Below are 25,692 nucleotides of genomic sequence, written 5' to 3' on the forward strand. Positions count from 1 at the left end.
GTTGCTGGCCTACTGTCCTGGTTGTTCCAGAGCTTTTAAATACTCGTAAATAGCCACCTGGGCACGCACTTTGCGGCGGTTGCCACGCGGCACGTACTGGTTGCTCAGTTCTTTATCCACATAACGGGCCTTGACCGTATCGCTGAACAGGATCTCCAGAATGTCCAGAACGCGCTGTTTCAGCGCCGGATCCAGCAGCGATACCGCCACTTCGATACGGTAATCTATGTTGCGGGTCATCCAGTCGGCGGAGGACAGATACACCCGTTTGTCACCTTTATTGTCGAAAACGTAAACCCGGTCGTGCTCTAAAAAGCGATCGACGATGCTGATCACCTGAATATTGTCGCTGATCCCCGGCAGGTTGGGAATCAGGGAACACATGCCCCGCACCAGCAGGCGGATCTTCACGCCGGCGCCGGACGCGGTATATAACCGATCTACCAGCCCTTTATCCACCAGATTATTTATTTTCAACATAATGCCGGCCTGTTCCCCGGCCTGGGCGTTGGCGATTTCGTTGTCGATCAGCTCATACAGCTTCAGGCGCGAGTTCTGCGGCGACACCATCAGGTTGTCGAAGGTGACCGGCCGGTAGGGGTTCTCGATAAAGTTGAATACCCGGCGCACCTCGTTGGTGATGCGTGAGTCGGCGGTCAACAGCGAATAGTCGGTGTAGATGCGCGCGGTTTTTTCGTTAAAGTTGCCGGTACCGATATGAGCATAGCGCACAATTTCATCGCCTTCACGGCGCGAAATCAGGAACAGCTTAGCGTGGATTTTCAGGCCCGGCGCTGAGAAGATCACGTGTACGCCGGCCTCGGTCAGGCGCTTCGCCCAATGAATGTTGGCTTCTTCGTCGAAGCGCGCCTGCAGCTCGACCACCACAGTGACTTTTTTGCCGTTGTGCGCGGCGTGGATCATCGATTCGATGATGCGTGAATCTTTCGCCACCCGGTAGATGTTGATCTTGATAGCCAACACGCTCGGATCGAACGACGCCTGGCGCAGCAGCTCCAGCACGTGCTCGAAGGTGTGGTACGGATAGTAGAGCAGCACGTCTTTTTCGCGAATGGCGTCGAAGCCGTTGCGGAAACCGTCGAACCAGATGTGGCGCAGGCGCGGCAGCGGCTTGTTGACCAGGTTGGCCTTGCCGACGTTCGGGAAGCTGATGAAATCTTTGAAGTTGTGGTAGCGGCCGCCGGCGATCACCGAATCGTAGTTGGAGATGCCCAGCTTGCCGCGCAGCAGTTCCACCATTTCGTTCGGCATGTCGCGCTGATACACGAAGCGCACCGGCTCGGCGGTCAGGCGCTGTTTCAGGCTGGAGGACATCAGTTCCAGCAGGCTGGATTCCATTTCGGTCACCAGATCGTACTCCGCGTCGCGGGTCATTTTCATCGAGTAGGCGTTGAGCGCGTCGTAGTCGAAGAAGCCCTTGAAGATATCGTCCAGGCAGTAACGCAGAATGTTGTCCAGCAGGATCATCGGCTTGCGGCGGCGCGGCGCTTCCGGCGGCAGATTGACGAAGCGCGGCACCTTGTCGGACGGGATCTCCAGCAGCGCATAGTCGATGCGCGCGCCGCGGATGATCTCCACCGCCAGATAGGTGTAATCGTCTTTCAGGAACTGCACCAGATTGGTGTCGTGATTGATCAGGATCGGCGTGATGTGCTGGCGCAGATGCTGTTTGAAATATTGCCGCAGCCAGATTTGCTGGTTCTCGGACACCTGGCGTTCGTTGATCAGGAAGATCTGATTGCGCGCCATTTCCAGCAGCAGATCGTTGTACAGGCCGTCGAACTCCTGATCGGTTTTCAGCACCTTGGCCTGGATCTTTTTCAGCAGGTGGCGCGAGGCGCCGGCGGAGCCTTGCTCTTCGCTGATCAGGATGCGCCGTTTGAGATCGGCGAAGCGGACTTTATAGAACTCGTCGAGGTTGTTGGAGTAAATGCCCAGAAAACGCATACGTTCAATCAGGGGATTGCTCTTATCTGCGGCTTCCTGCAACACGCGTTCATTAAAGGATAACCAGCTTAGTTCTTTTTCGATGTAGAGCTTTTCCTGACCCATTGCCACTCCAGTTCAAATTTAGAATAGGATCCGGGACGCAGCGCCCGGATGCCGCTCTAGTGTCCTTGATCATTATTGCGAGAGATTGACAGGAAAGTCCAACATATCCATTGCGTTGGCGCGCGGCATTTTTCGGCGCCGATAAATTTTCGGCGACGTGGGCAATGCGCCGCCGGATTGGGCAGCATTAAGTTAAGGTTTCCAAGCTTATTATTGGCGTTATAAAGCGTATTTGCGTTCATTTTTCAGCAATATATCAGCGCCATATTGCCTGTTGGTAGTGAAAATGACTTGGTGGGGATTGGGTAACTTTGTCATGCAAACGTCATAAAACTGACATAAGATGCCCGGTTATCTTACGGCGCAAGCCCGATTACATCAGCGACAGCGAGACACATGACACAGACGACGGCCAATCAACATCCCCGAGATCGCATGCGCGGGCGCATCGACCGCGGCGTGCAGGCGGCAGTGACCGCCAGCGGGCTGATGGTGCTGATGACGTTGATGCTGATCTTCGTTTATCTGCTGTTTGCGGTGCTGCCGTTGTTCAAACCGGCCTCGCTTGGGCAGGCGCAGCCGTTGCCGATCGCGGCGTCGGCCCCGGCGCTGGCGCTGGGCATGGACGTGCAGCAGCGCGTCGGTTACCGCATTGACGCGCAGGGCGCGGGGCAATTTTATCGCCTGACGCCGACCCCGAACGGCCAGCCCCAGGCGCCGCTGGCGCAGCAGACGCTGTTGGCCAAGCCGGCGCTGCTCGCGCAGGCCGCCGGAGAGCGCGATCTGTTTGCGCTGGCGCAGGCCGACGGCCGCTTGGTGGTGGCGCGCGCGGATTTCGCGACGGCGGAGACCGGCCGGCCGCAGTGGCTGTTCCCGCTCGGGCAGCAGCCGTTGGCGCTGGATCCGCAGCGCAAGCCGCTGAAACTGCTGTCGCTGGCGGATGCACATCGCGGGCAGTATTTGCTGGCTGGGGTGACCGACGATCGGCGGCTGGTGTTCGGCCGTTTCAGCCCTGACCGGCCGCCGCAGTTCAGCGAGCGGCCGCTGGAACATGATGCTGAGCAACTGGTGCTGACGCCGGATGGCCGCCAGCTTTACCTGCTGACCGGCAACCGGCTGGCGCGTTATGAAATCGACGGCGCGCAGCTGCAGCTGCGTGAAACGCGTACCCTTGGCGAACATGCCCCGTATCAGATGACGGCGCTGCCCGGCGGCAGCGCGCTGCTGATCAAGGGCGCCGACGGCAATCTGCGCGAGTGGTTCGAAGTAGAAAAAGAGCAGCGCTGGCGCCTGACGCCGGTGCAGCATTTCGACCACGGCGCCGACGGGCGGGAGCTGACGGTGGCCGAGCCTTACCGCCGGGTGTTCGCCACCCTGCGGCCCGACGGCGGTTTTTCGCTGTTCTCCGCCATTCAGCCGCAGCCGCTGCTGAATGCCCGCTTGGGCGCCGAGGTGCGGCAGATGGCGTTCGCGCCGCGCGGCGATGGCCTGCTGCTGGAGAGCGTGCAGGGCTGGCAGCGCTACGCACTCGACAATCCGTATCCAGACGTCACCTGGCGTTCGCTGTGGGGCAAGGTGTGGTATGAGAACTACCCGCAGCCGGCCTACGTCTGGCAATCCACCTCCGGCGAAGACAGTTATCAACCGAAATTCAGCCTGATGCCGGTGATCTTCGGCACCTTCAAGGCGGCGGCTTACGCGATGCTGTTCGCCATTCCCCTGGCGCTGGCCGGCGCTATCTATACCGCTTATTTTATGACGCCGGGGCTGCGTCGGGTGATCAAACCGGCTATCGAAGTGATGGGCGCGCTGCCGACGGTGGTGATCGGGCTGGTGGCCGGCATTTGGCTGGCGCCGATCATCGAGCAGTATCTGTTGGCGGTGCTGGCGTTGCCGCTGCTGCTGGCGGCGGCGGTGCTGCTGTGCGGCGCGCTGACTCATCGCTTTATGCCGCGCTGCCGGCCGGGTGTCGATCTGCTGTTGCTGTTGCCGCTGCTGGCGTTGACGGTGTGGCTGGCGCTCAGCCTCGGGCCGCGGCTGGAGGTGGCGTTGTTCGGTGAGCCGCTGCATTTCTGGCTGGGGGATAATTACGACCAGCGCAATGCGCTGGTGGTGGGCGTGGCGATGGGCTTCGCGCTGGTGCCGATCATCTTCTCGCTGGCGGAGGACGCGCTGTTCAGCGTGCCGGCCACCCTGAGCCAGGGCTCTTTGGCGCTGGGCGCCACCCAATGGCAGACGGTTGTCAAGGTGGTGCTGCCTTCCGCCAGCGCCGGCATTTTCTCCGCGCTGATGATCGGCTTTGGCCGCGCGGTGGGGGAAACCATGATCGTGCTGATGGCCACCGGCAATACGCCGATTATCGACGGCAGCCTGTTCCAGGGGCTGCGGGCGTTGGCGGCCAATATCGCCATCGAGATGCCGGAGGCGGTCTCCGGCAGCAGCCATTACCGCGTGCTGTTCCTGACCGCGCTGGTGCTGTTTATCTTCACCTTCGTGTTCAACACGCTGGCGGAGGCGGTGCGCCTGCGGCTGCGCAAGCGCTACACGCCGAATCAGGAGGCGCCATGAAGAACTGGGTGAAGAGCGGATCGCCGTGGATTTGGCTGACCGCCGGTTCGGTGGCCGTCAGCCTGTTGGCGCTGATCGGCATTCTGTTGCTGCTGGCCGGGCAGGGGATGCGTTATTTCTGGCCGAGCCCGGTTTATCAGTTCGAGCTGAATCAGAACGGCGCCGGGCCGGTGACGGTGATCGGCGAGCTGTACCAGCAGCAAAGCATTTCGCGCCGCCAGCTGACGGAGGCGGGCGTGACGCCGCCGGGCGAGGCGCAAAGCGTCGAACGCTATCTGATTAAGGTCGGTAACCGCGAGCGTGAAGGGCAGGATTTCCGCACCTTGCTGGCCAGCGACATCGGCAGCCAAAGCACGCCGCGCAGCCTGCTGGTGCTGGAGCGCGACAGCCACGGCACCGCTTACGGCTATCTGGCGGGGCTGCTGGAGGACGGGCAACCGCTGACCGGCCGCAATCTGGGGCAGGCGTTGCAGCAGCGGCTGCCGCAAATCGCCGCGCTCTCGCGCCAGGCGCACGACATTCAATTTCGCGATATGGCGCGCATCAATCAGCAGTTTGACGCGCTGCGGCTGCGGGAAAAGCGCCTGCAGCGCGACGATAAGCTGGACGCCCGCGCGCAGGACGCCATCAAGGCCGAGCGGCTGGAGCTGCAGCGGCAATACCAGCTGCTGTCCGAACGCCTGGCGGGGCTGAACCGCGATCGCCAACGTGATGCGCTGCTGCTGCGCGATATGCATGGCCAGACGTTGACCATTCCGCTCAGCCAGGTACGCGATGCCTGGTACCCGAACGCCATGAACACCAGCGAGAAGCTGGCGCACTGGGGCGAGCAGGTGAAGAAGTTCCTCACCGACAGCCCGCGCGAGGCGAACACCGAAGGCGGGGTGTTCCCGGCCATTTTCGGCACGGTGTTGATGGTGATCCTGATGTCGATCGTGGTGATGCCGTTTGGCGTGATCGCGGCGGTATATCTGCACGAGTATGCCGGCAACAATCTGCTGACGCGGGTGATCCGCATTGCGGTGGTCAACCTGGCCGGCGTGCCCTCGATCGTCTATGGCGTCTTCGGCCTCGGCTTTTTCGTTTATATGATAGGCGGCACGCTCGACCAGCTGTTCTATCCTGAATCCTTGCCCAACCCGACCTTCGGCACGCCCGGCGTGCTGTGGGCGGCGCTGACGCTGGCGCTGCTGACGCTGCCGGTGGTGATCGTCGCCACCGAGGAAGGGCTGTCGCGCATTCCCACCTCGCTGCGGCAGGGCTCGATGGCGCTGGGCGCCAGCCGGGCCGAGACGCTGTGGCGCATCGTGCTGCCGATGGCGGCGCCGGCGATGATGACCGGCCTGATTCTGGCGGTGGCGCGCGCCGCCGGGGAGACCGCGCCGCTGATGCTGGTGGGGGTAGTGAAATCGGTGCCGGTGCTGCCGGTGGACGAGATTTTCCCGTATCTGCACCTGGAACGGAAGTTTATGCATTTGAGCTTCCAGATCTACGATATGGCATTCCAGAGCCCGAGCGTAGAGGCGGCGCGGCCGCTGGTGTTCGCCACCGCCTTCCTGCTGGTGACGATCGTGGTGAGTTTGAATCTGGCGGCGATGGGTATCCGCCATTCGTTGAGGGAGCGGTACCGAGCATGGTCGCAGTAACAATGACGCTATTTTTGGGGAGTGCGTAATGGGTTTGATGACGCCAGGCAGTTTGCCCCGGCTGGATGTCCAGCATCTCGACGATGAACAGACCGCGCTGGCGGTCAACGGACTGAACCTGTTTTATGGCGACAAACAGGTGCTGCATGATATTTCGCTGCGCATTCCGAAGCACCGGGTGACGGCCCTGATCGGCCCTTCGGGCTGCGGCAAATCGACGCTGCTGCGCTGTTTCAACCGCATGAACGATCTGGTGGACAACTGCCGCATCGAGGGCGATCTGCAGCTGAACGGCGCGGCGATCTCCGGCGCGCAGATCGACGTGGCGGCGCTGCGGCGGCGGGTGGGCATGGTGTTCCAGCGGCCGAACCCGTTCCCGAAATCGATCTATGAAAACGTGGTGTACGGCCTGCGGCTGCAGGGCGTGCGCGACCGGCGCTTGCTGGATGAAGCGGTGGAGCGTTCGCTGCGCGCCGCCGCGCTGTGGCATGAGGTGAAGGATCGGCTGCGTGAAAATGCGTTCCGCTTGTCCAGCGGCCAGCAGCAGCGCCTGGTGATCGCGCGCGCCATCGCCATCGAGCCGGAAGTGTTGCTGCTCGACGAGCCGACCTCGGCGCTGGATCCGATCTCCACGCTGACCATCGAGGAGCTGATTTCCGCGCTGAAACAGCGTTACAGCGTGGTGCTGGTGACGCACAACATGCAGCAGGCGGCGCGCGTCTCCGACTACACCGCTTTTATTCATCAGGGGCGGCTGGTGGAGTACAACGACACCGACGCCATCTTCACCTCGCCGCGCCAGCGCCGCACCGAAGATTATATTACCGGGCGGTATGGGTGAGCGACGTGCCGCCCCCCTAGCGAACGAAAGGCTGCGGGATAATGCAGCCTTTCGTCTTTAGGGCGGCCGTCAGTAATTTTCGCGAATGCGGATCGCTTCTTCTACCCACTCCGCCAGATTTTCCTTGATGTGATTATAGACATTGGTGCTGGTCAAATAAGGCGGATCATAGGCTTTGGCGATAGCGGAGAGTTTTGTGTCGCCCAGCTTGATATGATCCAACGGGTTGTTGCCTTTTCGGGCTTGTTCGCCGGCGCTGTCTTTCAGGTTATGGATATACACCACCAGCACGCCCATGCCTTTCTTCCAGGCTTCGCAGATTTCGAAGTTGATCCACTTGCGATTGGCGGTATCTTTACCCGCGAGAATCACGGCGCAGCTCCGATTGTCCAACTGGCCTTTGATCCAAGCGGCGATGGCGTCGTCACCCCCTTTTTTCACTTCCTCCCAATCGTTATCCGTGGCCGGCCGGTTACCTTCCAGCGAGCCCATTTCGCGTATCTGAGAAGCGCGCCAGTTGTCCGGCTCATAATGGAAACTGTAAAAACATTTTCTGGTCATCGAGGATTATCCTTAGTAATGATATCGATAAGTGCCAACAGGCATGTTTTCTTCTCCGCCAGGCTGCCCGGCTCGTTAAGTTGATCCAGCAGGTTCATGGCGACGGGATGGCGGTGATAGAGGGTGTCTTTCATCTCCTCCTTGATTTTTCGGTAGATCTCGGCGGATGCGCCGCCGGTACAACCGATAGGAATGCAGACGCAGCCTTGTTCCGCAGCGATGTGGAACTCTTTCAATAAACCGTCGGCCAGCACGCATTCGCCTTCGGCGTTACGCTTGTTGCCGAACAAAAAGACCGCGATGCCGCTGAGCGAAATCATGTTCTGGCGGTACTCGTGCCAAAGTGCCGGCAGCGTAATGCCCCCGCTGGCGAATTGGGGGAAAGGGCGCAGCACCAGCTGGCTTTCGCTGATTTTCCCCCCGCTGGCGTAAATGGCTTCCAATGCGCCGTTGATCACCGCCGTGCCCACGCCCCAACCGAAGCCGTTGACGATGCGGTACTGTTTGCGGATAAGCAGGCGCGCCAGGCGGTGTATGAACTGGATGGACTCTTCACGGGCATAGGGGTGGTAGTTGTCGGCGCTGCCGGAGATAAACACCGTGCTTTTCTTGAATTGCGTTTCGATGGCATATAGCAGGTCGGTGATTTGCCGATAGTCCTCCACCAGTAGCGTTTGAATGCCGTAACGGCGCAGATCGTTGATCATCAGGCTTTGTTTTCGGCTGTTGTAATCATAAGACGCCTGATCCTCGCTGCCGCTGTCGCCAGGCTGAACGCGCCGCATGATGCAGTAGTGGTTTCTTTTCCCTTCGCCGTACTGCGCGTAAAGGCGACTCAATACGTATTGCAGGTTGGGGTCTTCAAAGCTGAAACCGATAAACAGGAAGGTTTTGGCGGTCAACTCCGCCATCAGCATGTTGATAAAAGGAAGGTGTGTACGGGAGTAAGTTTCGTATTGTTCGCGGGTGATAATCGCCTGGTTGGGTGTTCTATAATCACCATGCATTTTATATAAGACAACATCGCGCTTGTGAATATTGTTGGTCAGACTTTCCGGCGTGGTTTTAACGTCGCAGACGCGATTATAACGGGCATAGGTTTTTTCAATCAGATCGTCGTAGTTGGTTGTCCAGAGTGACGCTATCGGCAATCTGGCAATGATCCGATGATTTTCAGTTTCTTCCGCTTGCTCAGCGAATTCTGTAATTATTTTTTGATTTATCTTATGCCGGTTGCCTTTTTCATTGAGATGATATTGAGCCAGAGAAATAAGGTCGCTTTCTTTTTCTATATCCAGCCCCAATTCATAAGCGATATCACCGATAAGCTCTTTCCAGCTGACGAAACCGGCGGGTATGGACAGCCCGGCACCGGCAAATAGCGCGGCGCTGCCGGCTTTGATATCATTAACGTAATCACGAATAAACAGTTCTATATCACGTTCTGGCATTAGGAAATCCTGATATTGTTCGAGGTTCTTGATTGGTTAGTTGTAAATTATGGCTTTCATGAATAATTGCATTAAACAAAATATCACGGTAAGACGGCGGGTTAATTTTGTAAACTTTATTTTTTATTTTTAGCGATATTGTGCGTGTTATTTAACTCTTGAATTTATTATTGGTAATTATTTGGGTTTTTAATTCATGTGTTAATAATATCCGCCATCAGGAAATGTGGCGGCAAGCTCGACAAAATATATTCCTGATGTTTAACCACGTTGTGAACCCGATCAAACAAAAACAATTCTCATTATCATTGATCGCCGGCGTAAAATGTATATACTTCGATAATCTATGTAAACTAACGTAAATGGATGTGTTTAAATGTGTGCATGGAAGCCCGGGATTTGGCCTGCACTCTTGGCGTTCTGCGCTCCGGCGTGGTGTGCGGAGATCGCCAGCCCTGCTGACCGCGACAGCATTACCCAACAGCAGAAAACGTTGCTGGAACAGGCGCAACAACAGCGCGAGGCGCTGCAAAATAACGTTGAGTTGCCGGCCTTGCCGCTGCCTGTGTCGGCCGCCGCAGGGGCGGTTTGCCAACCGGTGCGGCAAATCGTTTTTCAGGGCGCCGAACATCTTTCCTGGTCGGTAAAAGAAAGCCTGGCGCGCCCGTATCAGGGGCGCTGCCTGACGCTGGATCACATCAACCGTCTGGTGCGCGAAACCACCAATGCTTATCTGCAACGCGGCTATGTCACCTCGCAGGCCTGGCTGCAGGAGCAGGATATTTCCCGCGGCGTGTTGACCGTGAGCGCCAGCGAAGGGCGAATCGAGTCCATCACGCAGAACGGCGAGCAGACGCTGGCGCTGAAAATGGCGTTTCCCGGCCTGGTTGGCGACGTATTGAATCTGCGCGATATTGAGCAGGGCATGGAGCAGCTCAACCGCCTGCCATCGCAACAGGTGGCTATCGATATTCAACCCGGCGAACAACCCGGCTTTTCCAACGTGGTTTTGTTGCGTGGCGCCCGGCGTGCGCCGGTCTCTTTCTCTTTCGGCGCCGACAACAGCGGCCAGAAAAGCACCGGCACCGGGCAGATGAACGCCGCCTTCACGCTGGATAACCCGCTGCGCCTCGCCGATCAATGGTCGCTTTCCGCAGCGCGCAATAACGATTTCAGCCCGCATTACCGCAGCCGCAGCCTGAACGGCGGCGTCACCTTACCCTACGGCTATTGGCTGTTCAGTTACCAGTACGCCTGGAACGATTTTTTCCAGCGGGTGCCGTTCAACGGCGCGGCTTACCGCTATCAGGGCAACAACCAGACCCAGCGTCTGGGCGCCAACCGCACGTTGCTGCGGGATGGCAAACGCAAGCTGGCCGTCGATATCGGGCTGGCGCGGCGTACCACGGAAAATAAGCTGGCGGGGGAACGGTTGGGCGTCAGCAGCCCGACGCTCAGCGTCGCCAGCCTGGGCCTCAATTACAGTGCGGCTGCGGGCGGCGGCTATATGACGCTGAACCCGACGGTAAGCCGCGGGCTGCGCATGCTGGGCGCCACCGCCGACGATCCTGAGCGCGACGGGGCGCCGCGCAGCGAGTTCCGCAAGCTTGGCCTCAGCGCCAGCTACTTTTATCCGCTCGCCCCCTCTCTCTATTACCTGACCTCGGCCTATGGGCAAACCAGCGCAGACAACCTGTATGCCGGCGAGCGCATTTCCATTGGCGGGCAATACTCGGTGCGTGGCTTTAAAGAGCAGTACCTGACCGGAAATCGCGGCGCCTACTGGCGCAATGAACTCAACTGGCAATGGCAGACGTTGCCGGGGCTGGGAGAGCTTTCTTTCACCGGCGCGTTAGACGCCGGTTGGTTGCAGGGGCGCGCCGGTCTGATAGACGGCGGCAGCGTCGCCGGCGCGGCGCTGAGCGCGACGTTAAACGGCCGCTGGTTCAATCAGGCGGTCACCGTCGGTAAATCGCTGACGCACCCAGGCAGCCTGCAACCGGATCGTTGGGTGGCCTACTGGCAAGCCACCGTCACGTTATAACGCCAGCACACAGCAGGAGCGCCTCGGCGTTCAAAACAACATCCTTTCGAAGGAATGAATATGGATAAGTCCACTTCCCCTTTGGCGCGGGGCGCCAGCTATTTGCTGATCTACCTGACGGCTTTCCAGCCGTTGCACCCGGCGTTCGCCGCCGGCATTACCGCCGCTAACGGCAATACGCAGGTGGTTATCAAGCCGGGCAACGTACCGGTGGTGAATATCGCCACGCCGAACGGCGCGGGGATTTCACACAATACCTACAAGGATTTTAACGTCGGTACGCCCGGTGCGGTGCTGAATAATGCCATCCAGGGTGGCAAGACCCAACTGGGCGTGACTATTGAGAATGCAAAGGGCAACCCGAATCTGAAAGGGAAGCCAGCAGAACTTATCATCAACGAAGTCACCGGAGGCAGTCGTTCCGAGCTGCAGGGCAAGCTCGAGGTGTTCGGCAACAAAGCCAACGTGATGATCGCCAACCCGAATGGCATCACCTGCAACGGCTGCGGCTTTATCAACGCGCCGGGCGTGACGTTAACCACCGGCAAACCGCAGTTCGACAAGCAGGGCGCGCTGGAGGCGCTGGAGGTGAAAAAAGGCGGCGTCACCATCGGCGGTAAAGGGCTGGACGGCAGCAGCGCCGACTATGTTGACATCATCAGCCGCGCCACCGAGCTGAACGGCAAAATCAACGCGCAAAACCTGTCGCTGACCCAGGGCGCTAACCGCATCAGTTTTAAAGACGGCACCATCAAGCCGATCGCCGGCGAAGGCGCCAAACCAGTGTTGGCGGTGGACACCAAGGCACTGGGCGGCATGTACGCCAACAAAATCCGCCTGGTGGCCAATGAGGATGGGGTAGGGGTGAACCTGAAAGACCTCACCAGCAAACAGCGGGATATTACGCTGAGCGTTAGCGGGCGGATTGAGTTGGGCAATACACAGGCAGCGACAGACTTGAACGCCAGCGCCAGGGAAATTCATATCTCATCGGGCGTTAAGGTGCGCGGTGAACGTGACGTGACAATGGCTGCCGATACGCTCAATAACAACGGCAATGTTACGGCGCATCGCGATATGCGGGTGTTTGCCGATACGGTACGCAATGTGGCACTACGTGATGGCGACAACACCGCATTGCATAGCAACAATAATCTCTGGATTCAGAAAGACGCTCAGGGGAATAAAGCCAAACAGATAGAAAACCGCTCTGCACGCATTCAGACCAACAGCGGTGACTTGGTTATACGCACGGAGAATTTGAACAATGTCAGGCAAGAGGTTCAAGCCGTTTGGAAAAATACTCCCGCTAACTCTAAAGCGTTCAATAAATCCTTGGTAGGAAGTTATTACGACTCACGGCAAGGTGTTGACGCTATTGTGCTGCTGGAGCCTGAACTGAAGGACTTTGGCATCGGCAGTTGGTTTGGCGAAATCAACCTGTCGAAAGGCGACAAGGTTAATGTGGGGAAAGACGAGTATCTTCTGGTGAAATCGCAGGCGCCGGGGGTGATAAATTCAGGCAACAACGCTTATATCAACGCGACAACGTTATGGAACGATCAGTCGAATATCAGCGCGGCCAAAGATCTGATCCTGACGGGGAACGATTTTACCGTAAAGAGCATTCAACTCGGCCAGAAAGATCGGTACTGGCGTCTGGGAACGAACACGTTTGGCGTTGGGGCGTTTGCCCGTGACGAAGATGCGCCTCCCGGAGATTGGGATCTGCTGTATGTCACGGAAAAAGCGCCTTATACCAAGCAGCAGGAACTTGTCGTCTGGCGAGCAAAGGGGCAGCAAAAATCATCGATTACCGCCGGCAATAATCTCACTGCGGATTTTAAAAATAAGATAGAGATCAGTACGCCGACGCCTCATGAAAATCAGCTGAATGAAGTGGTCACCTCCGGCAGGCCAGAGTCGCTAAAGGCACGGAATGTTCTGCTGCATGCCAAAAACATCGTCGGTACTGATGCGATTCGTGCCGACGGCAATATCACCGCGATTGCCGAAGATCGGATTGTTCTTGGGCAAGGCATTTTGGCCGCCGGAAAAGAGCTGTCTCTGACGGCGGTCAACGCCATCGACGCCTGGCAAAGTGAGCTGAAAGGGCAGGACGTCACGCTAAACGCCAAAAACGGTGAGATAAAGATACATTCCAGCGAGAAACCTCACTACTTCCGCCCTGACGGTTCGCGTTGGTTGGGCAGCCTTGAGGCTTCACGCGATCTGTCTCTCACGGCTGGCAGTACCATTACGTTGCTGAATACGCTGCTGGCGCCGCAAAGTCGCAATATCGCCATGACGGCTAACGGCAGCATTGCAATCGTAAAAAACAGCGCGTTGTTGGAGGGGGCGCTATTGGGGGGGCCGGTTTCTCCGGCTAAACGGCAGGAATACTTCAACCAGCTGTTGGCCAGTGGCCAAATGAGGGCAACGGGTTCGGTTCTGCTCAATAGCGGTGGCTATCTGGCGCTCCGCGGCGCCAAGATTAATGCGGATAAGGACGTTACGCTGTTAGCCGCCCATAACGCCGATCTTAACTACCGTGAACTTGACGGTCGATTCAATGCGCTTTTCCCTGTGTCCCGCACGCCTGAACTGGGCAGCCGGGTACACGCCGGCGGCAATTTGCTGATTAACTCGGCCCGCGACATCGGCACCCAGGGCGGCGCGCTCTCCGCTAACGGCAATATCACGCTGCTGGCCGGGCAGAATCTATGGTTGTCGAACCTGGCCTATTCCGCCATTGATGCCGCCAACGACAACAACAAAGACGACCGCCATGTGGTCACAGCCCTCAGCGCGGGTAAAAACCTGACCGCGTCGGCGAATAACCAACTGCTGACTTACGGCGCCAGGCTGACCTCCGGCGCCAACATGACGCTGACCTCCGGCGGCGATATGCGTTTCGAGGCGGTGCAAAATCACACTTACCGCGAGGGCGGCAACGAGTTCACCGAAACTCGCACTCAGCAGGGCACCGAGCTGAATGCCGGCGGCCTGATGACGGTGATTTCCGGCGGCAGCATTCTGTTCCAGGCGACCAAACTGGTGGTTAAAGGATTAGGGGCGAACTGGAAACCGTCGGTGGCGGTGACGGATTGGGGAAGCCGGATAGCGGCGGCGGAGCAGGCGGTTAGAAATGCAGAGCAAAATGTTAATCAAAAACAGAATGTACTGAACAACGTTAGAAATACGCCTGAAGGTTTGTTACTCGATAATCCTGCTCAGCATCCTATTTCATACAAGCACAGTAGTTCTGTAATGATACCGGGTACGGGGACTTATCACCTCGATATGGGGAATATTGAAATAAAAACCCGTTCAGATCTGGATAGATTGCTTAATGAGGGAGGGAAGGCATTTGACCCATTCCCTTATGGTGTCGATCCTGCGGAAACATCCGGTGATGGTTATGAGATTGCGCTGGCAATTCGAAAAAAGACGATAGATGAATATGAAAATTTGCGTCAACGCATAATCAAAAAAAAGAATGAGATACACGCCGCCCAACAAGCGTTGAATTCTGTTGATAGTGAAAAGGTAAACGCAAATAGGAAATTAGTTAGCGTCCAACAGGAAGCCCAAGCTAAACATGCGGAAGAAACAAGGCTGAAAGCCCAGGTCGATGCCCACAACCAGGCAGAGGCCATGCGTGTCGGCAATATGGATATCGCCGCCAAGGGCGGCTATCTCTACGCCCAGGCAATGGAAGAGTCCAGCCATTACGAGAAAAAGGAAACCAAGCGCAAATGGTGGGGCAAGAAAACCGAGGTTAAGCAGACCCGCCATGACGTGACCAACAAGGTTACCGAGTTTACCGCCGCCGGCAATATCACGCTGATGAGCCGCGACGACAGCACCTATGAAGCCAGTAAAATCGCCGCCGGGCAAAACGCGCGCCTGACCAGTTCCCGTGGCCAGGTTAACTTCCGCGCGGTGAAAAACACCTCTTTCGAACAGACCGTCAGCAATTCGAAAGGCTTCTTTATCAAGCAGGCCAATAAAGGGTACGAAGACAATAAGTGGGTGCTGCCGAGCATTCATACCGGTGGCGCCTTGACCGTAGAGGCCGCCAAGGGCGTCAGCGCCGATGTGAAGGTGAAAAACGGGCAGGCGCTGCAAAGCGCCATCGACGCCCTGGGCAATACGCCGGGCACCACCTGGGTCAAAGATCTGAACAAGCGCAACGACGTGCAGTGGAGCAAGGTCAAAGACGCTTACGACAGCTGGGATTACAAGAGCCAGCACCTGAACCCGGCGGTGGCGGCGGTGATCGCCATCGCGGCCGCGGCGGTGACCGCAGGCAGTTCACTGGCGGCCACGGCGGCCTCCAGCGTTTCCGGCGCCGTGGGCGGCGGGGCGGTAACCAGCGGTGCGGTCACCGCCGGGATGTCTTCGCTGGCCTCCCAGGCGGCGGTGGCGTTGGTGGAGAACCAGGGCAACCTGTCGAAAACCCTGCAGGCGCTGGGTAGCAATGAGAACGTCAAGGCGACCGCCACGGCGATGGCGATCGGTGGCGCGCTCAACGGTTTCGACAGCGCGATGGGCTGGAGCAAGGACGCGGCGGGCAAACCGCTCAATCCAAACAACGTCAAACTGCCGCAGCTGAGCAACGGCGACTGGAGCAAGGTGGCGCAGCGGGTGGCCGGGCAATCGGTCATCAGCTCCAGCCTGAATACCGCCATCAACGGCGGCAGCTTCAAGGACAACCTGACCAATGCGCTGCTGGCGAACATCGGCAGCCAGGTTCAGGCCGAGGGCGCCAATCTGATCGGGGATAACGGTCAGGTTCTCAATATACCGGGCCGTGCCGTAAGCCATGCCGTTCTGGCGGGCGTGGCCGCAGAAATCGGCAAGGGCAATGCCAAAGGCGCAGCGGCAGGGGCGCTGGCGGCGGAGCTGGCCGGGGTGATCATCAATGATAATTTGGTCAGAAGTGAAGGCTGGCAAGAGCGTCAGGCTCAAATCAGCCGCGTAGCGGGCGCCTTTGCCGGAGCGCTGGCGACAGGCAAGGCTAATGGAGCTAATAGCGGAGCAAATGCTGCTGAAGTCGTTGAGCGTTTTAATCGTCAACTGCATCTGGATGAGTTGAACGCGATTAAAGAGTTGGCTAAAGGAGACAAGGAAAAAGAGGCCCGATTGTTGGCAGCCTCATGTCGACAAGTTAATTGTACTGCACAGGAGTCTCTTAGTTCAGAGGAACGTGTTAACTATGAAGCTTTGATGGAAAAATATAAAAGCACCAAATATGAAGATCAATTACTTGCTAATTACTGGGTTTTACATGAAAAGCAACGCTATGGTAACTATCCTCTCTATCCTGAAATGGAGCTGTCTCAGCTATTTACTTATACTGAAAGTGACAAATTAAATGATGGTAGTGATTTTGTATTGAATCAATGGATTGAAAATGCTAGTAAATTTTCAGGGCTATCTAAAGAGGCTGTGAAAGGGGCCGCAATATTATTATCAACCGCAGGGGTAGTCCTTGAAGCTTCTCGAGGTGGTCGTAGCAAGCCGATAGTCTTTGACGGTAAATTTTATTCTGCTGATGACTTTAAATTCAGTAAAGAATACTATGAAAGGCTATGGGGACAGGGACGACCAGCTCCTTTCTTACAAGCACGTGAAATTATGAACAGCAAACCGAAGGTAGTCGCAGATCCAAGAGGAGCTCCGGGGTATTTTAAGTATGAGGGGGCTGGATTAGAAATGATATATAATCCATCAACTAAGCAAGTTGGGCACATTCAACCAATGAGAAATAAATAGGTGATTATTATGGATGTTTGGAGTGATATGGAGAGAGAGCTAAAACGTTACCAAGATAGTGTGAATTTAATAAAGCAATATGTTATCAAGTATAATTCACGCTGTGAAGAATTAATCGCAGAAATAGCCAGGCTTACTTATGAGGAAAGCCAATTGAAGTTTGATGAGATTTATAATATACAAGAAAAATTAGCGATAGCATTGTATAAATATGAATTTCACCTGGATGAACATACTCGTGACTTGGTTTACCATTTCGAACGAGATGATCAATATTCAAGGTTATTCTGGTACGAAAAATTTAAAAACGGTTTATCGTGGCCCGCCGAGTAACCTTTAAAATTGACTGGCTCTGATAGCGGTTGACACTTCCAGTCCTATAACGCCTGATAAGTTTTGTCGGGCGTTTTGTATTCTGGATTGCTAGGGGTTTTAGATTTTTAATCCTGATAAAAATGATGAACGCTTCTCGATTATCGGCGAGAGTGTGAAACAGGAATACCTGGGGCGGGTCGAAACATTCAAGACGAAGTACGAACATGCCGGCGTGGATGGCGCTTTTGGTGCAGGTCTGGAGTTTGGTAAACTAACGATGGCTGGGCTAGGGCTGTTTGCTGGGGCCGCCGGCGCAGGTAAGCTGGGTGTCAAGGTGACCACCAACACCATTAAGGCAGCTGAGAAGGCTGCATTTAAATCGCCCAATCTCGTTGGTCTAAGCCAACAGACACAGAAGTTAATCAAAGATGCTGAAGGGATATCTACGGCGAAAGGGATACAAGTTACTTCACCACGCGATTTAAATGAGAAAGTTCTTTGGAATATAGTGAGAAACAACCCAGAGCACGGAACTCCACTGAAAGGACTGAATAATGACTCTCGCTTCCCGGTTGATGCAGGATTCCAGAAAATGGATGCAACACATTATTTGCCTGATGGAAGTACAATAAGCATTCACTATCAGTTCAACTCGAACACAGGTAAGGCGTATGATATGAAGATAACGTCACCCAAACGTAGTACTATTCAACCTGGCCCCTCATTGAGTGAAGGTAAAAAGCCATGATAGTTCAAATGAAAGATGGTAAAGAGATCAATGTGTTTGCTATTTACTGGGTCCAGTTCAACTCGCAAACAGTAGTTTTGGGTTTGCCGAGAAATAGTGGTGGGTTGACGGCAATTAATATGGATGCAGTAACTGTTGTTGATCCTCGATTGGAGGGGCAGTTTGTTTATTATGATCATGGGATTTTTCATCATTCTCTCATTGACGAGAATCTATTGGATGATGTGCTTGAATATGATGAGAAAGCCTATGTTCGGTTCTTATCTATTTTGAAATCAGAAGGGCTTATAGACCAAGATTTTTACTGAGAAAACCACCTTTGTCAGGCTACAGATTTTTCGGTGAAAATGTGAGATTTAATGAGAACGGCTCTTCGGAGCCGTTTCTGTTTTTTTAACGTCCCCGCCCCGAAACCCGCAAGACCAGCCCTATCAACAGCAACGCAGCGCCCGAGGCGTAGAGCGGGAACCAGCGTGTCCACCAGAGCGGGGAAAACAGCGGTACAGCGTTTGAGTTACTGGTGGCGTAGTGGCCATAGAGATTCAATGAAAACGCAATAATTAAAATAATAAGGCTAATAAAGATAAATAAGCTTGATACTTTATGCATGAAATTTCTCGCTCGTAGGTAACATAAAATAGGTCTGAATTTTTATTTAATCTTACCATCTTAATGTGACTCTGTTGTTAACGTTACTCCGTAATGTGAGCGCGTTCATAGAATACTTCCCTTTTTTCGAAAAAAGATAGTCCTATAGGTGTGCATTATTTTATCGGATGATGAATTATCTGCCATCGATTATACAACACATATGACTTTGCATTTTTATATCTGCGGGTAATCTGTCTATTCAAGCCTTGGCTCAGCTCCGTGACAGAAGAGTTAACCTACAATGAGACAGTATAAACAGGAGAAGTAATATGGCGTCATCCAATACAATGAATATTCTCGACTTTGTTGAGGCGGGCGAAGGAAATAATTTAACTAACGCATTTCTTCGCCTTGCCAAGAAAATTAATGAGAATCCTAACCCGGTCTGGGAATCCCTCGGCGGTAAGGTCATCGTGCCTGCCGGTACCTACAGCATCACTAAGCAGATCGTTTTTTTAAAGCCAGGGGTACACATCGTTGGGGAGGGGATTCAGTCAACGAAGTTACTCCTCACGGCTGACCTGGGGGAGCTGGGGGCCGTTTTCAAATTTGACTCTGATATTGCGGGGTACTCTACCGTTGGCGTGTGCGTCAAAGATATCTCGATCAATATGGCCAGTCATACCGGGAGCGCAATTGTTTTACGTAAGCCCTATGACGGTTTTATCCTGGAGAATATCAATATTGATAATTTGGCGGACAGCGGTATCGGCATCGTTATCGAGCCAGATAACGATAATAATCCGTCGGACAAAGTCTCCCAGACGCTAACGGCAGTAAACGTCATCGTAAAACATACCAATATGACGGCAACAGCGCCTTGTTTTTATGCTGAGGCATTACAAGAGGCCGTCTTCATCAATTGCAAAGCGTTTGGCGGCCCAGAGAGCTATGTTAACCAGGCGCCATGCCACGGTTTTTTATTTGTAGATTGCCGCGGTATCACCTTGATTGGCTGCAGCGTAGCGTTTACCGGTTTGCACGGTATTTCTATCGTTTGTTCTAACCGCCCTTCAACAGGGTTCTTCTTGTATGGCACAACGGCAGAATCTTGCAAAGGGATCGTTAAAGCGTCAGGAAGCACCAATGGCAGTGTCAGTCAGCTTTATATTGACTTCGTACGCTCGGAGGGAGGAACGGAGAATACGGTAGGCACCTTTTCACTCAATAAAGTTATCGAGGCCAGCATTAATTCGGGAACGAACTCGGTCACGATCGATAGCCAAAGCGCTCTGGTATCCGTTTCATCTCTTGATGTGGGTAAAGTCAAAAATTCCGGTCAGAACTGCTTGGTCATCGGATTGCCTTCGGGGGCAAATAATGGGTATTCGATTAATGCTAGTGCTTTCAGCGTGGCGAAAGAAGGAACTAAAATTATCAATGGCAATACCGATTTGATTGAAATGCATGCCTCCGGTGCCCGTGTGGTCGCTATCGATTACCCTTGGAGCGAAGGCAATACGTCGCTAAGCCTGCTGACGAACAGAAAAGGGAAGATGGGGTTTGAGCGAGTGTTGCTGGGGGAGGAGAACAGTGCCGGAACCGGTTTTAGAGCGCTTAAAATAGTGAACTAACCGGGCTAATGCCTTTATATGATAGGAAAAAACCCGCCTGCGCGGGTTTTCTCTTTTTTCTCGCTAATTGTCACTTCACCAGCGGCTTATCATTGGGCGTTTTGAACTTCGCCAGGTATTGCGGCTGGAAGATGCACATGCGCAGCACGGTGCGGTATTCGCCGTTGACGAAGAACTCGTCGATCAACTCGCCTTCCACGTTGAAGCCCAGCTTGCTGTAGATGTGGATCGCCTTCGGGTTCTCTTTGTCGACGATCAGGTACAGCTTGTACAGGTTCAGCACCGAGAAGCCGTAGTCCATCGCCAAGCGGGCGGCGGTGCTGGCATAGCCTTTGCCCTGGTGGGCGGGATCGATGATGATCTGGAACTCTGCGCGGCGGTGGATGTGATCGATCTCCACCAGCTCCACCAGGCCGACCTTGGCGCCTTCGTGCTCGATGATAAAGCGGCGCTCGCTCTGATCGTGGATGTGTTTGTCGTAGAGATCGGAAAGTTCGACAAAGGCTTCGTAAGGTTCTTCAAACCAATAGCGCATAACGCTGGCGTTGTTGTCCATCTGGTGGACGAACGACAGATCGTCCCGTTCCAATGGGCGTAACCTGACGCTGGCAGTGCTGGACATGTGGGCTCCTCTGTGCCGTGAAATTGTGCAAAGTATAACTTCACAGAATGGATGAAGGCGAAAAAAAAACGGCGCCGCGTGGGCGCCGTTTAGGCAAGGTTCAGGCTGCGCGCATCAGTCGGCGGCGTGGCCCTGCTCAGGCAGGCGTTCGCCGTCCAGCCAGGCGGCGCCATCGCGCATCGCCAGGCGGCCGTCGACGAACCAGCTCACCACCAGCGGATAGATCGTGTGTTCCTGGGTTTGCACCCGTTCAACCACGTCATCCTCTTCGTCGTCAGCGAAAATCGGCACCTTGGCCTGCAAAATCACCGGGCCGCCGTCGAGCTGCTCGGTCACGAAGTGCACCGAGGTGCCGTGTTCGCTGTCGCCGTTGTCGATGGCCTGACGGTGGGTATGCAGCCCGGGGTATTTCGGCAGCAGGGAAGGGTGGATGTTCAGCATGCGGCCGGCATAACGCTGCACGAACTGCGGGCTGAGGATGCGCATGTAGCCGGCCAGCACCACCAGATCGGGCTGGTACTGGTCGATGGCGTCCGCCAACGCGGCGTCGAACGCCGTGCGATCGGCGTAGGCCTTGGCATCCAGCGCCTGGGCGGCGATGTCCGCCGCCTCGGCGCGCTGCAGGCCGTAAGCCTGCGCCTTGTTGCTGAACACCGCCACGATCTCGGCGGCGATGCGGTCCTGCTGGCAGGCGTCAATCAGCGCCTGGAGATTGCTCCCCTGGCCGGAGACCAACACCACGATCTTTTTCATCAGTTGATGACCACTTGTTGTTCGTCGGAAGAGGCGGTCAGTTTACCGATTTTCCACGCTTTTTCACCTGCCGCGGTCAGCAGCGCGATGGCCGCTTCCACTTCGGCTTCCGGCAGGGCGATGACCATGCCTACGCCGCAGTTGAAGGTGCGGTACATTTCATGGCGGCTGACGTTGCCGGCCTGCTGCAGCCAGGTGAACACCGCCGGCCACTGCCAGCTGGCTTCGTCGATCACCGCCTGCATGCCTTCCGGCAGCACGCGTGGAATGTTTTCCCAGAAGCCGCCGCCGGTGAGGTGAGCGATGGCGTGTACGTCCGCCTTCTCGATCAGCTCCAGCACGGACTTCACGTAAATCTTGGTCGGCGCCAGCAGGTGGTCGGCCAGCGGTTTGCCTTCCAGCTGGGTGGCGGTCGGATCGGTGTTGCTCACTTCCAGGATTTTGCGCACCAGCGAGTAGCCGTTGGAGTGCGGGCCGGAAGCGCCTAAGGCGATCAGCGCGTCGCCGGACTGCACTTTGCTGCCGTCGATGATCTCGGATTTTTCGACCACGCCGACGCAGAAACCGGCCACGTCGTAATCTTCGCCGTGGTACATGCCCGGCATTTCAGCGGTTTCGCCGCCCACCAGCGCACAGCCGGACTGTTTGCAGCCTTCGGCGATGCCGGTGATCACGCTGGCCGCGGTGTCCACATCCAGCTTGCCGGTCGCGTAGTAGTCGAGGAAGAACAGCGGCTCGGCGCCCTGAACCACCAGATCGTTGACGCACATCGCCACCAGATCGATGCCGATGGTGTCGTGGCGTTTCAGATCCATCGCCAGACGCAGCTTGGTGCCCACGCCGTCGGTACCGGAAACCAGCACCGGCTCGCGGTATTTCTGCGGCAACGCACACAGGGCGCCAAACCCGCCCAGACCGCCCATCACTTCCGGGCGACGGGTCTGTTTAACTACACCTTTGATGCGGTCTACCAATGCGTTGCCAGCATCGATATCGACACCTGCGTCTTTATAGCTGAGAGAGGTTTTGTCGGTCACTGCGCGATTCCCCACGACGGTTTGCGGTTTGAAAACTGTGCTTCCGATGTTGATTCCGGAATAAGGCGCGGCAATTCTAACAGCGCAGGCAAACGTTTGCGAGCGGCTTGTGAACCGGCTCCGCTTTTTCGTCATCTATACTGATATTCAAACTTTTGTTGATCCCGATCGGGCTATTGTGGGTGGCGCGGCGAAAAAAAGGAGGTATAATCCCGCGATTTTTTTGGCCGCAACCACCTTAATAGGAGAAAAATGATGAAGATCGTTGAGGTGAAACACCCGCTGGTAAAACACAAGCTTGGCCTGATGCGCGAAAATGACATCAGCACCAAACGCTTCCGTGAGCTGGCCTCAGAAGTGGGTAGTTTACTGACCTATGAAGCGACCGCCGATCTGGAGACGGAAAAAGTCACCATCGAAGGCTGGTGCGGGCCAGTTGAAGTGGATCAGATCAAAGGGAAAAAGATTACCGTAGTGCCGATCCTGCGCGCAGGCCTGGGCATGATGGAAGGGGTGCTGGAGCACGTGCCGAGCGCGCGCATCAGCGTGGTGGGCGTATACCGCGACGAAGAAACCCTGGAGCCGGTGCCGTACTTCCAGAAGCTGGTTTCCAACATCGAAGAGCGCATGGCGCTGGTCGTCGACCCGATGCTGGCCACCGGCGGTTCGATGATCGCCACTATCGATCTGCTGAAGAAAGCCGGCTGCCACAGCATCAAGGTGCTGGTTCTGGTGGCGGCGCCGGAAGGCATCGCCGCGCTGGAGAAAGCGCACCCGGACGTTGAGCTGTACACCGCCTCCATCGATCAGTGCCTGAACGACAAGGGCTACATCGTGCCTGGCCTGGGCGATGCGGGCGACAAGATATTTGGTACCAAGTAAACATTTGAGCCGACTTAACGAGTCGGCTTTTTTTTGACTAAAACCTATAAAACCAATAAACCGAGGAAAAGCACACATGACCCGTCGCGCCATCGGCGTCAGCGAGCGCCCGCCGCTGCTCCAGACCATTCCGCTCAGTTTCCAGCACCTGTTCGCCATGTTCGGCGCCACCGTGCTGGTGCCTATCCTGTTCAAGATCAACCCGGCGACCGTGCTGCTGTTCAACGGCATTGGCACGCTGCTGTATCTGTTCATCTGTAAAGGCAAGATCCCGGCCTACCTCGGTTCCAGCTTCGCGTTTATCTCGCCGGTACTGCTGCTGTTGCCGCTCGGTTACGAAGTGGCGTTGGGCGGTTTCATCATGTGCGGCGTGCTGTTCTGCCTGGTGGCGCTGATCGTGAAAAAGGCCGGCACCGGCTGGCTGGACGTGATGTTCCCGCCGGCGGCGATGGGGGCGATCGTCGCCGTCATCGGGCTGGAGTTGGCGGGCGTGGCGGCCAACATGGCGGGGCTGCTGCCGGCGGAAGGCACCAGCGCCGATTCGACCACCATCACCATTTCGCTGGTGACGCTGGCGGTCACGGTGCTCGGCTCGGTGCTGTTCCGCGGCTTCCTGGCGATTATCCCGATCCTGATCGGTGTGCTGGTGGGCTATGCGCTGTCGTTCTTCATGGGCGTGGTGGATTTGACTCCGATTCGCGAGGCGCACTGGTTCGCGCTGCCGACCTTCTACACTCCGCGCTTTGAGTGGTTCGCCATCTTCACCATTCTGCCGGCGGCGCTGGTGGTGATCGCCGAGCACGTCGGCCACCTGGTGGTGACCGCCAACATCGTGAAGAAAGATCTGATCCGCGATCCAGGGCTGCACCGCTCGATGTTCGCCAACGGTATCTCGACGGTGTTCTCCGGCTTCTTCGGCTCTACGCCGAACACCACCTACGGTGAGAACATCGGCGTGATGGCCATCACCAAGGTCTACAGTACCTGGGTGATCGGCGGCGCGGCAGTGTTGGCGATCCTGCTGTCCTGCATCGGTAAGCTGGCGGCGGCAATCCAGGCGGTGCCGGTGCCGGTGATGGGCGGCGTTTCCCTGCTGCTGTACGGTGTGATCGGCGCCTCGGGCATTCGCGTGCTGATCGAGTCCAAAGTGGATTACAACAAAGCGCAAAACCTGATTTTGACCTCGGTGATCCTGATCATCGGCGTGAGCGGCGCCAAGGTGCATATCGGTGCGGCGGAGCTGAAAGGCATGGCGCTGGCGACCATCGTGGGTATCGGCCTGAGCCTGCTGTTCAAGGTCATCAGCCTGTTCCGCAAGGAAGAAGAGGTGCTCGACGCGCCGGACGAACCGGCGGAGCAGAAGTAACGAAAAGGGCAGCCCAGGGGCTGCCCTTTTTACTCGTATTTCTGCCTTTACATCCGTTGGGATAAAGTAGCTGATAGCATTAACAACATCGATTAAAAGGAAAAGGATATGGAGTACTACGGATATATTTTGCTCAAATTTGTTATTGGCTTTGTCATTGTTATCACCCACTTGAACTTGTCCGGAAAGACCCAGCTATCGCAAATGACCCCTGTGGATTTTATCGGCAACTTTGTGCTCGGGGGCATTATTGGGGGCGTTATCTATAGCGACAGCATCCCCTTGTACCAGTATGTCGTTGTACTGCTTATCGGGGTAGGGCTAATTTCTCTGTTGAATGCAATCAGTAAACACTGCAACTTCTTTCGTTCGGTCACTATCGGCAACCCGATACCAATTATAAAAAACGGCCGCTTTTTGATGGAAAATATTTTAGCCAAGAAAAATAAAATCGACATCTTGAACGTTTCCTCACAGCTGCATGCGCAGGGGATTCACGCCTTTCAGGAGATTGTCTATGCGCAAATTGAGCCGGGCGGTCAGATCACCGCGGTATGTGAGGGAAATGAGCTGCCTTCGATTATCATTATGAAAAATGGCAGGGCCAGGCCTTATGAGCTGCAGGAGATTAATAAAGATGAGGAGTGGTTGAGCCAAACTATCCGTGAACACGGTATAGAGCCGAAAGATATTTTTATTGCTGAGTTTTGGGACGGTAGAACTGCGTTCATTCTTAATGACGGACGCATGGTCAAATAGTGAAAAAGGGGGAGCCTCAG

General features: G+C 55.7%; 19 protein-coding genes. 12 read left to right on the forward strand and 7 right to left on the reverse strand.

Annotated elements, in window-relative coordinates; genetic code table 11:
- Window positions 1-9: 9 nt before the first annotated feature.
- Window positions 10-2,073, reverse strand: coding sequence for a polyphosphate kinase 1 (gene ppk1, locus ACJ8HH_RS20065; protein WP_033648827.1), 2,064 nt, complete (start codon window positions 2,071-2,073; stop codon window positions 10-12).
- Between the two features lie 396 nt (window positions 2,074-2,469).
- Here ppk1 and ACJ8HH_RS20070 point away from each other — a divergent pair, with 396 nt between their 5' ends.
- From ACJ8HH_RS20070 to pstB, 3 genes are read left to right on the forward strand one after another with little or no spacing between them, the layout of a single operon-like run.
- Entirely contained in the window at window positions 2,470-4,641 is a 2,172-nt protein-coding gene (locus tag ACJ8HH_RS20070; protein ID WP_197766304.1) for an ABC transporter permease subunit, read from the forward strand.
- Window positions 4,638-6,287, forward strand: a complete 1,650-nt coding sequence (gene pstA, locus ACJ8HH_RS20075; protein ID WP_033648825.1) for a phosphate ABC transporter permease PstA — start codon at window positions 4,638-4,640, stop codon at window positions 6,285-6,287. The genes ACJ8HH_RS20070 and pstA overlap by 4 nt, the downstream gene beginning before the upstream one ends.
- A 28-nt stretch (window positions 6,288-6,315) precedes the next feature.
- Window positions 6,316-7,128, forward strand: a complete 813-nt coding sequence (gene pstB / locus ACJ8HH_RS20080) for a phosphate ABC transporter ATP-binding protein PstB (protein WP_019452422.1) — start codon at window positions 6,316-6,318, stop codon at window positions 7,126-7,128.
- A 69-nt stretch (window positions 7,129-7,197) separates the two neighbouring features.
- Here pstB and ACJ8HH_RS20085 read toward each other — a convergent pair whose 3' ends face one another.
- A complete protein-coding gene (locus tag ACJ8HH_RS20085; protein WP_033648824.1) occupies window positions 7,198-7,689 on the reverse strand; it encodes a TIR domain-containing protein in 492 nt (163 codons plus the stop codon).
- A complete protein-coding gene (locus ACJ8HH_RS20090) occupies window positions 7,686-9,140 on the reverse strand; it encodes an SIR2 family protein (RefSeq protein ID WP_033635522.1) in 1,455 nt (484 codons plus the stop codon). Before ACJ8HH_RS20090 ends, ACJ8HH_RS20085 begins: the two co-directional genes overlap by 4 nt.
- Before the next feature lie 376 nt (window positions 9,141-9,516).
- Here ACJ8HH_RS20090 and ACJ8HH_RS20095 point away from each other — a divergent pair, with 376 nt between their 5' ends.
- The 5 genes from ACJ8HH_RS20095 (at window position 9,517) to ACJ8HH_RS20115 (ending at window position 18,336) form a co-directional block, all read left to right on the forward strand.
- Window positions 9,517-11,184 carry a ShlB/FhaC/HecB family hemolysin secretion/activation protein gene (locus ACJ8HH_RS20095; protein WP_033648823.1) on the forward strand — a complete coding sequence of 556 codons (1,668 nt, stop codon included), beginning with the start codon at window positions 9,517-9,519 and terminating at the stop codon, window positions 11,182-11,184.
- Between the two features lie 60 nt (window positions 11,185-11,244).
- A complete protein-coding gene (locus ACJ8HH_RS20100) occupies window positions 11,245-16,965 on the forward strand; it encodes a DUF637 domain-containing protein (RefSeq protein ID WP_080441031.1) in 5,721 nt (1,906 codons plus the stop codon).
- A 9-nt stretch (window positions 16,966-16,974) separates the two neighbouring features.
- Complete coding sequence (locus tag ACJ8HH_RS20105; protein ID WP_049213428.1) at window positions 16,975-17,298, forward strand: hypothetical protein; 324 nt, start codon at window positions 16,975-16,977, stop codon at window positions 17,296-17,298.
- A gap of 154 nt (window positions 17,299-17,452) precedes the next feature.
- Window positions 17,453-18,028: a hypothetical protein gene (locus tag ACJ8HH_RS20110; RefSeq protein ID WP_060452032.1), complete on the forward strand. Its 576-nt coding sequence runs from the start codon at window positions 17,453-17,455 to the stop codon at window positions 18,026-18,028.
- Window positions 18,025-18,336, forward strand: a complete 312-nt coding sequence (locus tag ACJ8HH_RS20115; RefSeq protein WP_060452033.1) for a hypothetical protein — start codon at window positions 18,025-18,027, stop codon at window positions 18,334-18,336. The genes ACJ8HH_RS20110 and ACJ8HH_RS20115 overlap by 4 nt, the downstream gene beginning before the upstream one ends.
- 85 nt (window positions 18,337-18,421) lie before the next feature.
- On the opposite strand, the gene ACJ8HH_RS20120 is transcribed toward ACJ8HH_RS20115, so the two are convergent.
- Complete coding sequence (locus tag ACJ8HH_RS20120) at window positions 18,422-18,637, reverse strand: hypothetical protein (protein ID WP_071883832.1); 216 nt, start codon at window positions 18,635-18,637, stop codon at window positions 18,422-18,424.
- Window positions 18,638-18,948: 311 nt separating this feature from the next.
- On the opposite strand from ACJ8HH_RS20120, the gene ACJ8HH_RS20125 reads away from it, so the two are divergent.
- The gene (locus tag ACJ8HH_RS20125) at window positions 18,949-20,253 is read left to right on the forward strand and encodes a hypothetical protein (RefSeq protein ID WP_041036251.1); all 1,305 of its coding nucleotides are present in this window, start codon (window positions 18,949-18,951) and stop codon (window positions 20,251-20,253) included.
- 70 nt (window positions 20,254-20,323) lie between these two features.
- Here ACJ8HH_RS20125 and speG read toward each other — a convergent pair whose 3' ends face one another.
- The 3 genes from speG to purM all read right to left on the reverse strand — a co-directional run bounded on the left by speG (window position 20,324) and on the right by purM (window position 22,665).
- The gene (gene speG, locus ACJ8HH_RS20130) at window positions 20,324-20,875 is read right to left on the reverse strand and encodes a spermidine N1-acetyltransferase (RefSeq protein WP_004941631.1); all 552 of its coding nucleotides are present in this window, start codon (window positions 20,873-20,875) and stop codon (window positions 20,324-20,326) included.
- A 114-nt stretch (window positions 20,876-20,989) separates the two neighbouring features.
- The gene (purN, locus tag ACJ8HH_RS20135; RefSeq protein ID WP_060452034.1) at window positions 20,990-21,628 is read right to left on the reverse strand and encodes a phosphoribosylglycinamide formyltransferase; all 639 of its coding nucleotides are present in this window, start codon (window positions 21,626-21,628) and stop codon (window positions 20,990-20,992) included.
- Entirely contained in the window at window positions 21,628-22,665 is a 1,038-nt protein-coding gene (gene purM, locus ACJ8HH_RS20140) for a phosphoribosylformylglycinamidine cyclo-ligase (protein WP_025303843.1), read from the reverse strand. The genes purN and purM overlap by 1 nt, the downstream gene beginning before the upstream one ends.
- A gap of 255 nt (window positions 22,666-22,920) precedes the next feature.
- On the opposite strand from purM, the gene upp reads away from it, so the two are divergent.
- The 3 genes from upp (at window position 22,921) to ACJ8HH_RS20155 (ending at window position 25,672) form a co-directional block, all read left to right on the forward strand.
- Window positions 22,921-23,547: a uracil phosphoribosyltransferase gene (gene upp, locus ACJ8HH_RS20145; RefSeq protein WP_004941642.1), complete on the forward strand. Its 627-nt coding sequence runs from the start codon at window positions 22,921-22,923 to the stop codon at window positions 23,545-23,547.
- 76 nt (window positions 23,548-23,623) lie between these two features.
- Entirely contained in the window at window positions 23,624-24,913 is a 1,290-nt protein-coding gene (gene uraA / locus ACJ8HH_RS20150) for a uracil permease (RefSeq protein WP_021504398.1), read from the forward strand.
- A gap of 108 nt (window positions 24,914-25,021) precedes the next feature.
- Window positions 25,022-25,672 carry a DUF421 domain-containing protein gene (locus ACJ8HH_RS20155; RefSeq protein ID WP_033648818.1) on the forward strand — a complete coding sequence of 217 codons (651 nt, stop codon included), beginning with the start codon at window positions 25,022-25,024 and terminating at the stop codon, window positions 25,670-25,672.
- Window positions 25,673-25,692: the final 20 nt, after the last annotated feature.

It is taken from the genome of Serratia sp. CY32780, assembly GCF_052169135.1.
In the GTDB taxonomy this organism is placed as follows: domain Bacteria; phylum Pseudomonadota; class Gammaproteobacteria; order Enterobacterales; family Enterobacteriaceae; genus Serratia; species Serratia sarumanii.

Excerpts from the sequence above, each read along its gene's own strand:
- ppk1 (WP_033648827.1), bottom strand. The coding sequence starts at position 2,073 with ATGGGTCAGGAAAAGCTCTACATCGAAAAAGAACTAAGCTGGTTATCC.
- ACJ8HH_RS20070 (WP_197766304.1), top strand. The coding sequence starts at position 2,470 with ATGACACAGACGACGGCCAATCAACATCCCCGAGATCGCATGCGCGGG.
- pstA (WP_033648825.1), top strand. The coding sequence starts at position 4,638 with ATGAAGAACTGGGTGAAGAGCGGATCGCCGTGGATTTGGCTGACCGCC.
- pstB (WP_019452422.1), top strand. The coding sequence starts at position 6,316 with ATGGGTTTGATGACGCCAGGCAGTTTGCCCCGGCTGGATGTCCAGCAT.
- ACJ8HH_RS20085 (WP_033648824.1), bottom strand. The coding sequence starts at position 7,689 with ATGACCAGAAAATGTTTTTACAGTTTCCATTATGAGCCGGACAACTGG.
- ACJ8HH_RS20090 (WP_033635522.1), bottom strand. The coding sequence starts at position 9,140 with ATGCCAGAACGTGATATAGAACTGTTTATTCGTGATTACGTTAATGAT.
- ACJ8HH_RS20095 (WP_033648823.1), top strand. The coding sequence starts at position 9,517 with ATGTGTGCATGGAAGCCCGGGATTTGGCCTGCACTCTTGGCGTTCTGC.
- ACJ8HH_RS20100 (WP_080441031.1), top strand. The coding sequence starts at position 11,245 with ATGGATAAGTCCACTTCCCCTTTGGCGCGGGGCGCCAGCTATTTGCTG.
- ACJ8HH_RS20105 (WP_049213428.1), top strand. The coding sequence starts at position 16,975 with ATGGATGTTTGGAGTGATATGGAGAGAGAGCTAAAACGTTACCAAGAT.
- ACJ8HH_RS20115 (WP_060452033.1), top strand. The coding sequence starts at position 18,025 with ATGATAGTTCAAATGAAAGATGGTAAAGAGATCAATGTGTTTGCTATT.
- ACJ8HH_RS20120 (WP_071883832.1), bottom strand. The coding sequence starts at position 18,637 with ATGCATAAAGTATCAAGCTTATTTATCTTTATTAGCCTTATTATTTTA.
- ACJ8HH_RS20125 (WP_041036251.1), top strand. The coding sequence starts at position 18,949 with ATGGCGTCATCCAATACAATGAATATTCTCGACTTTGTTGAGGCGGGC.
- speG (WP_004941631.1), bottom strand. The coding sequence starts at position 20,875 with ATGTCCAGCACTGCCAGCGTCAGGTTACGCCCATTGGAACGGGACGAT.
- purN (WP_060452034.1), bottom strand. The coding sequence starts at position 21,628 with ATGAAAAAGATCGTGGTGTTGGTCTCCGGCCAGGGGAGCAATCTCCAG.
- upp (WP_004941642.1), top strand. The coding sequence starts at position 22,921 with ATGAAGATCGTTGAGGTGAAACACCCGCTGGTAAAACACAAGCTTGGC.
- uraA (WP_021504398.1), top strand. The coding sequence starts at position 23,624 with ATGACCCGTCGCGCCATCGGCGTCAGCGAGCGCCCGCCGCTGCTCCAG.
- ACJ8HH_RS20155 (WP_033648818.1), top strand. The coding sequence starts at position 25,022 with ATGGAGTACTACGGATATATTTTGCTCAAATTTGTTATTGGCTTTGTC.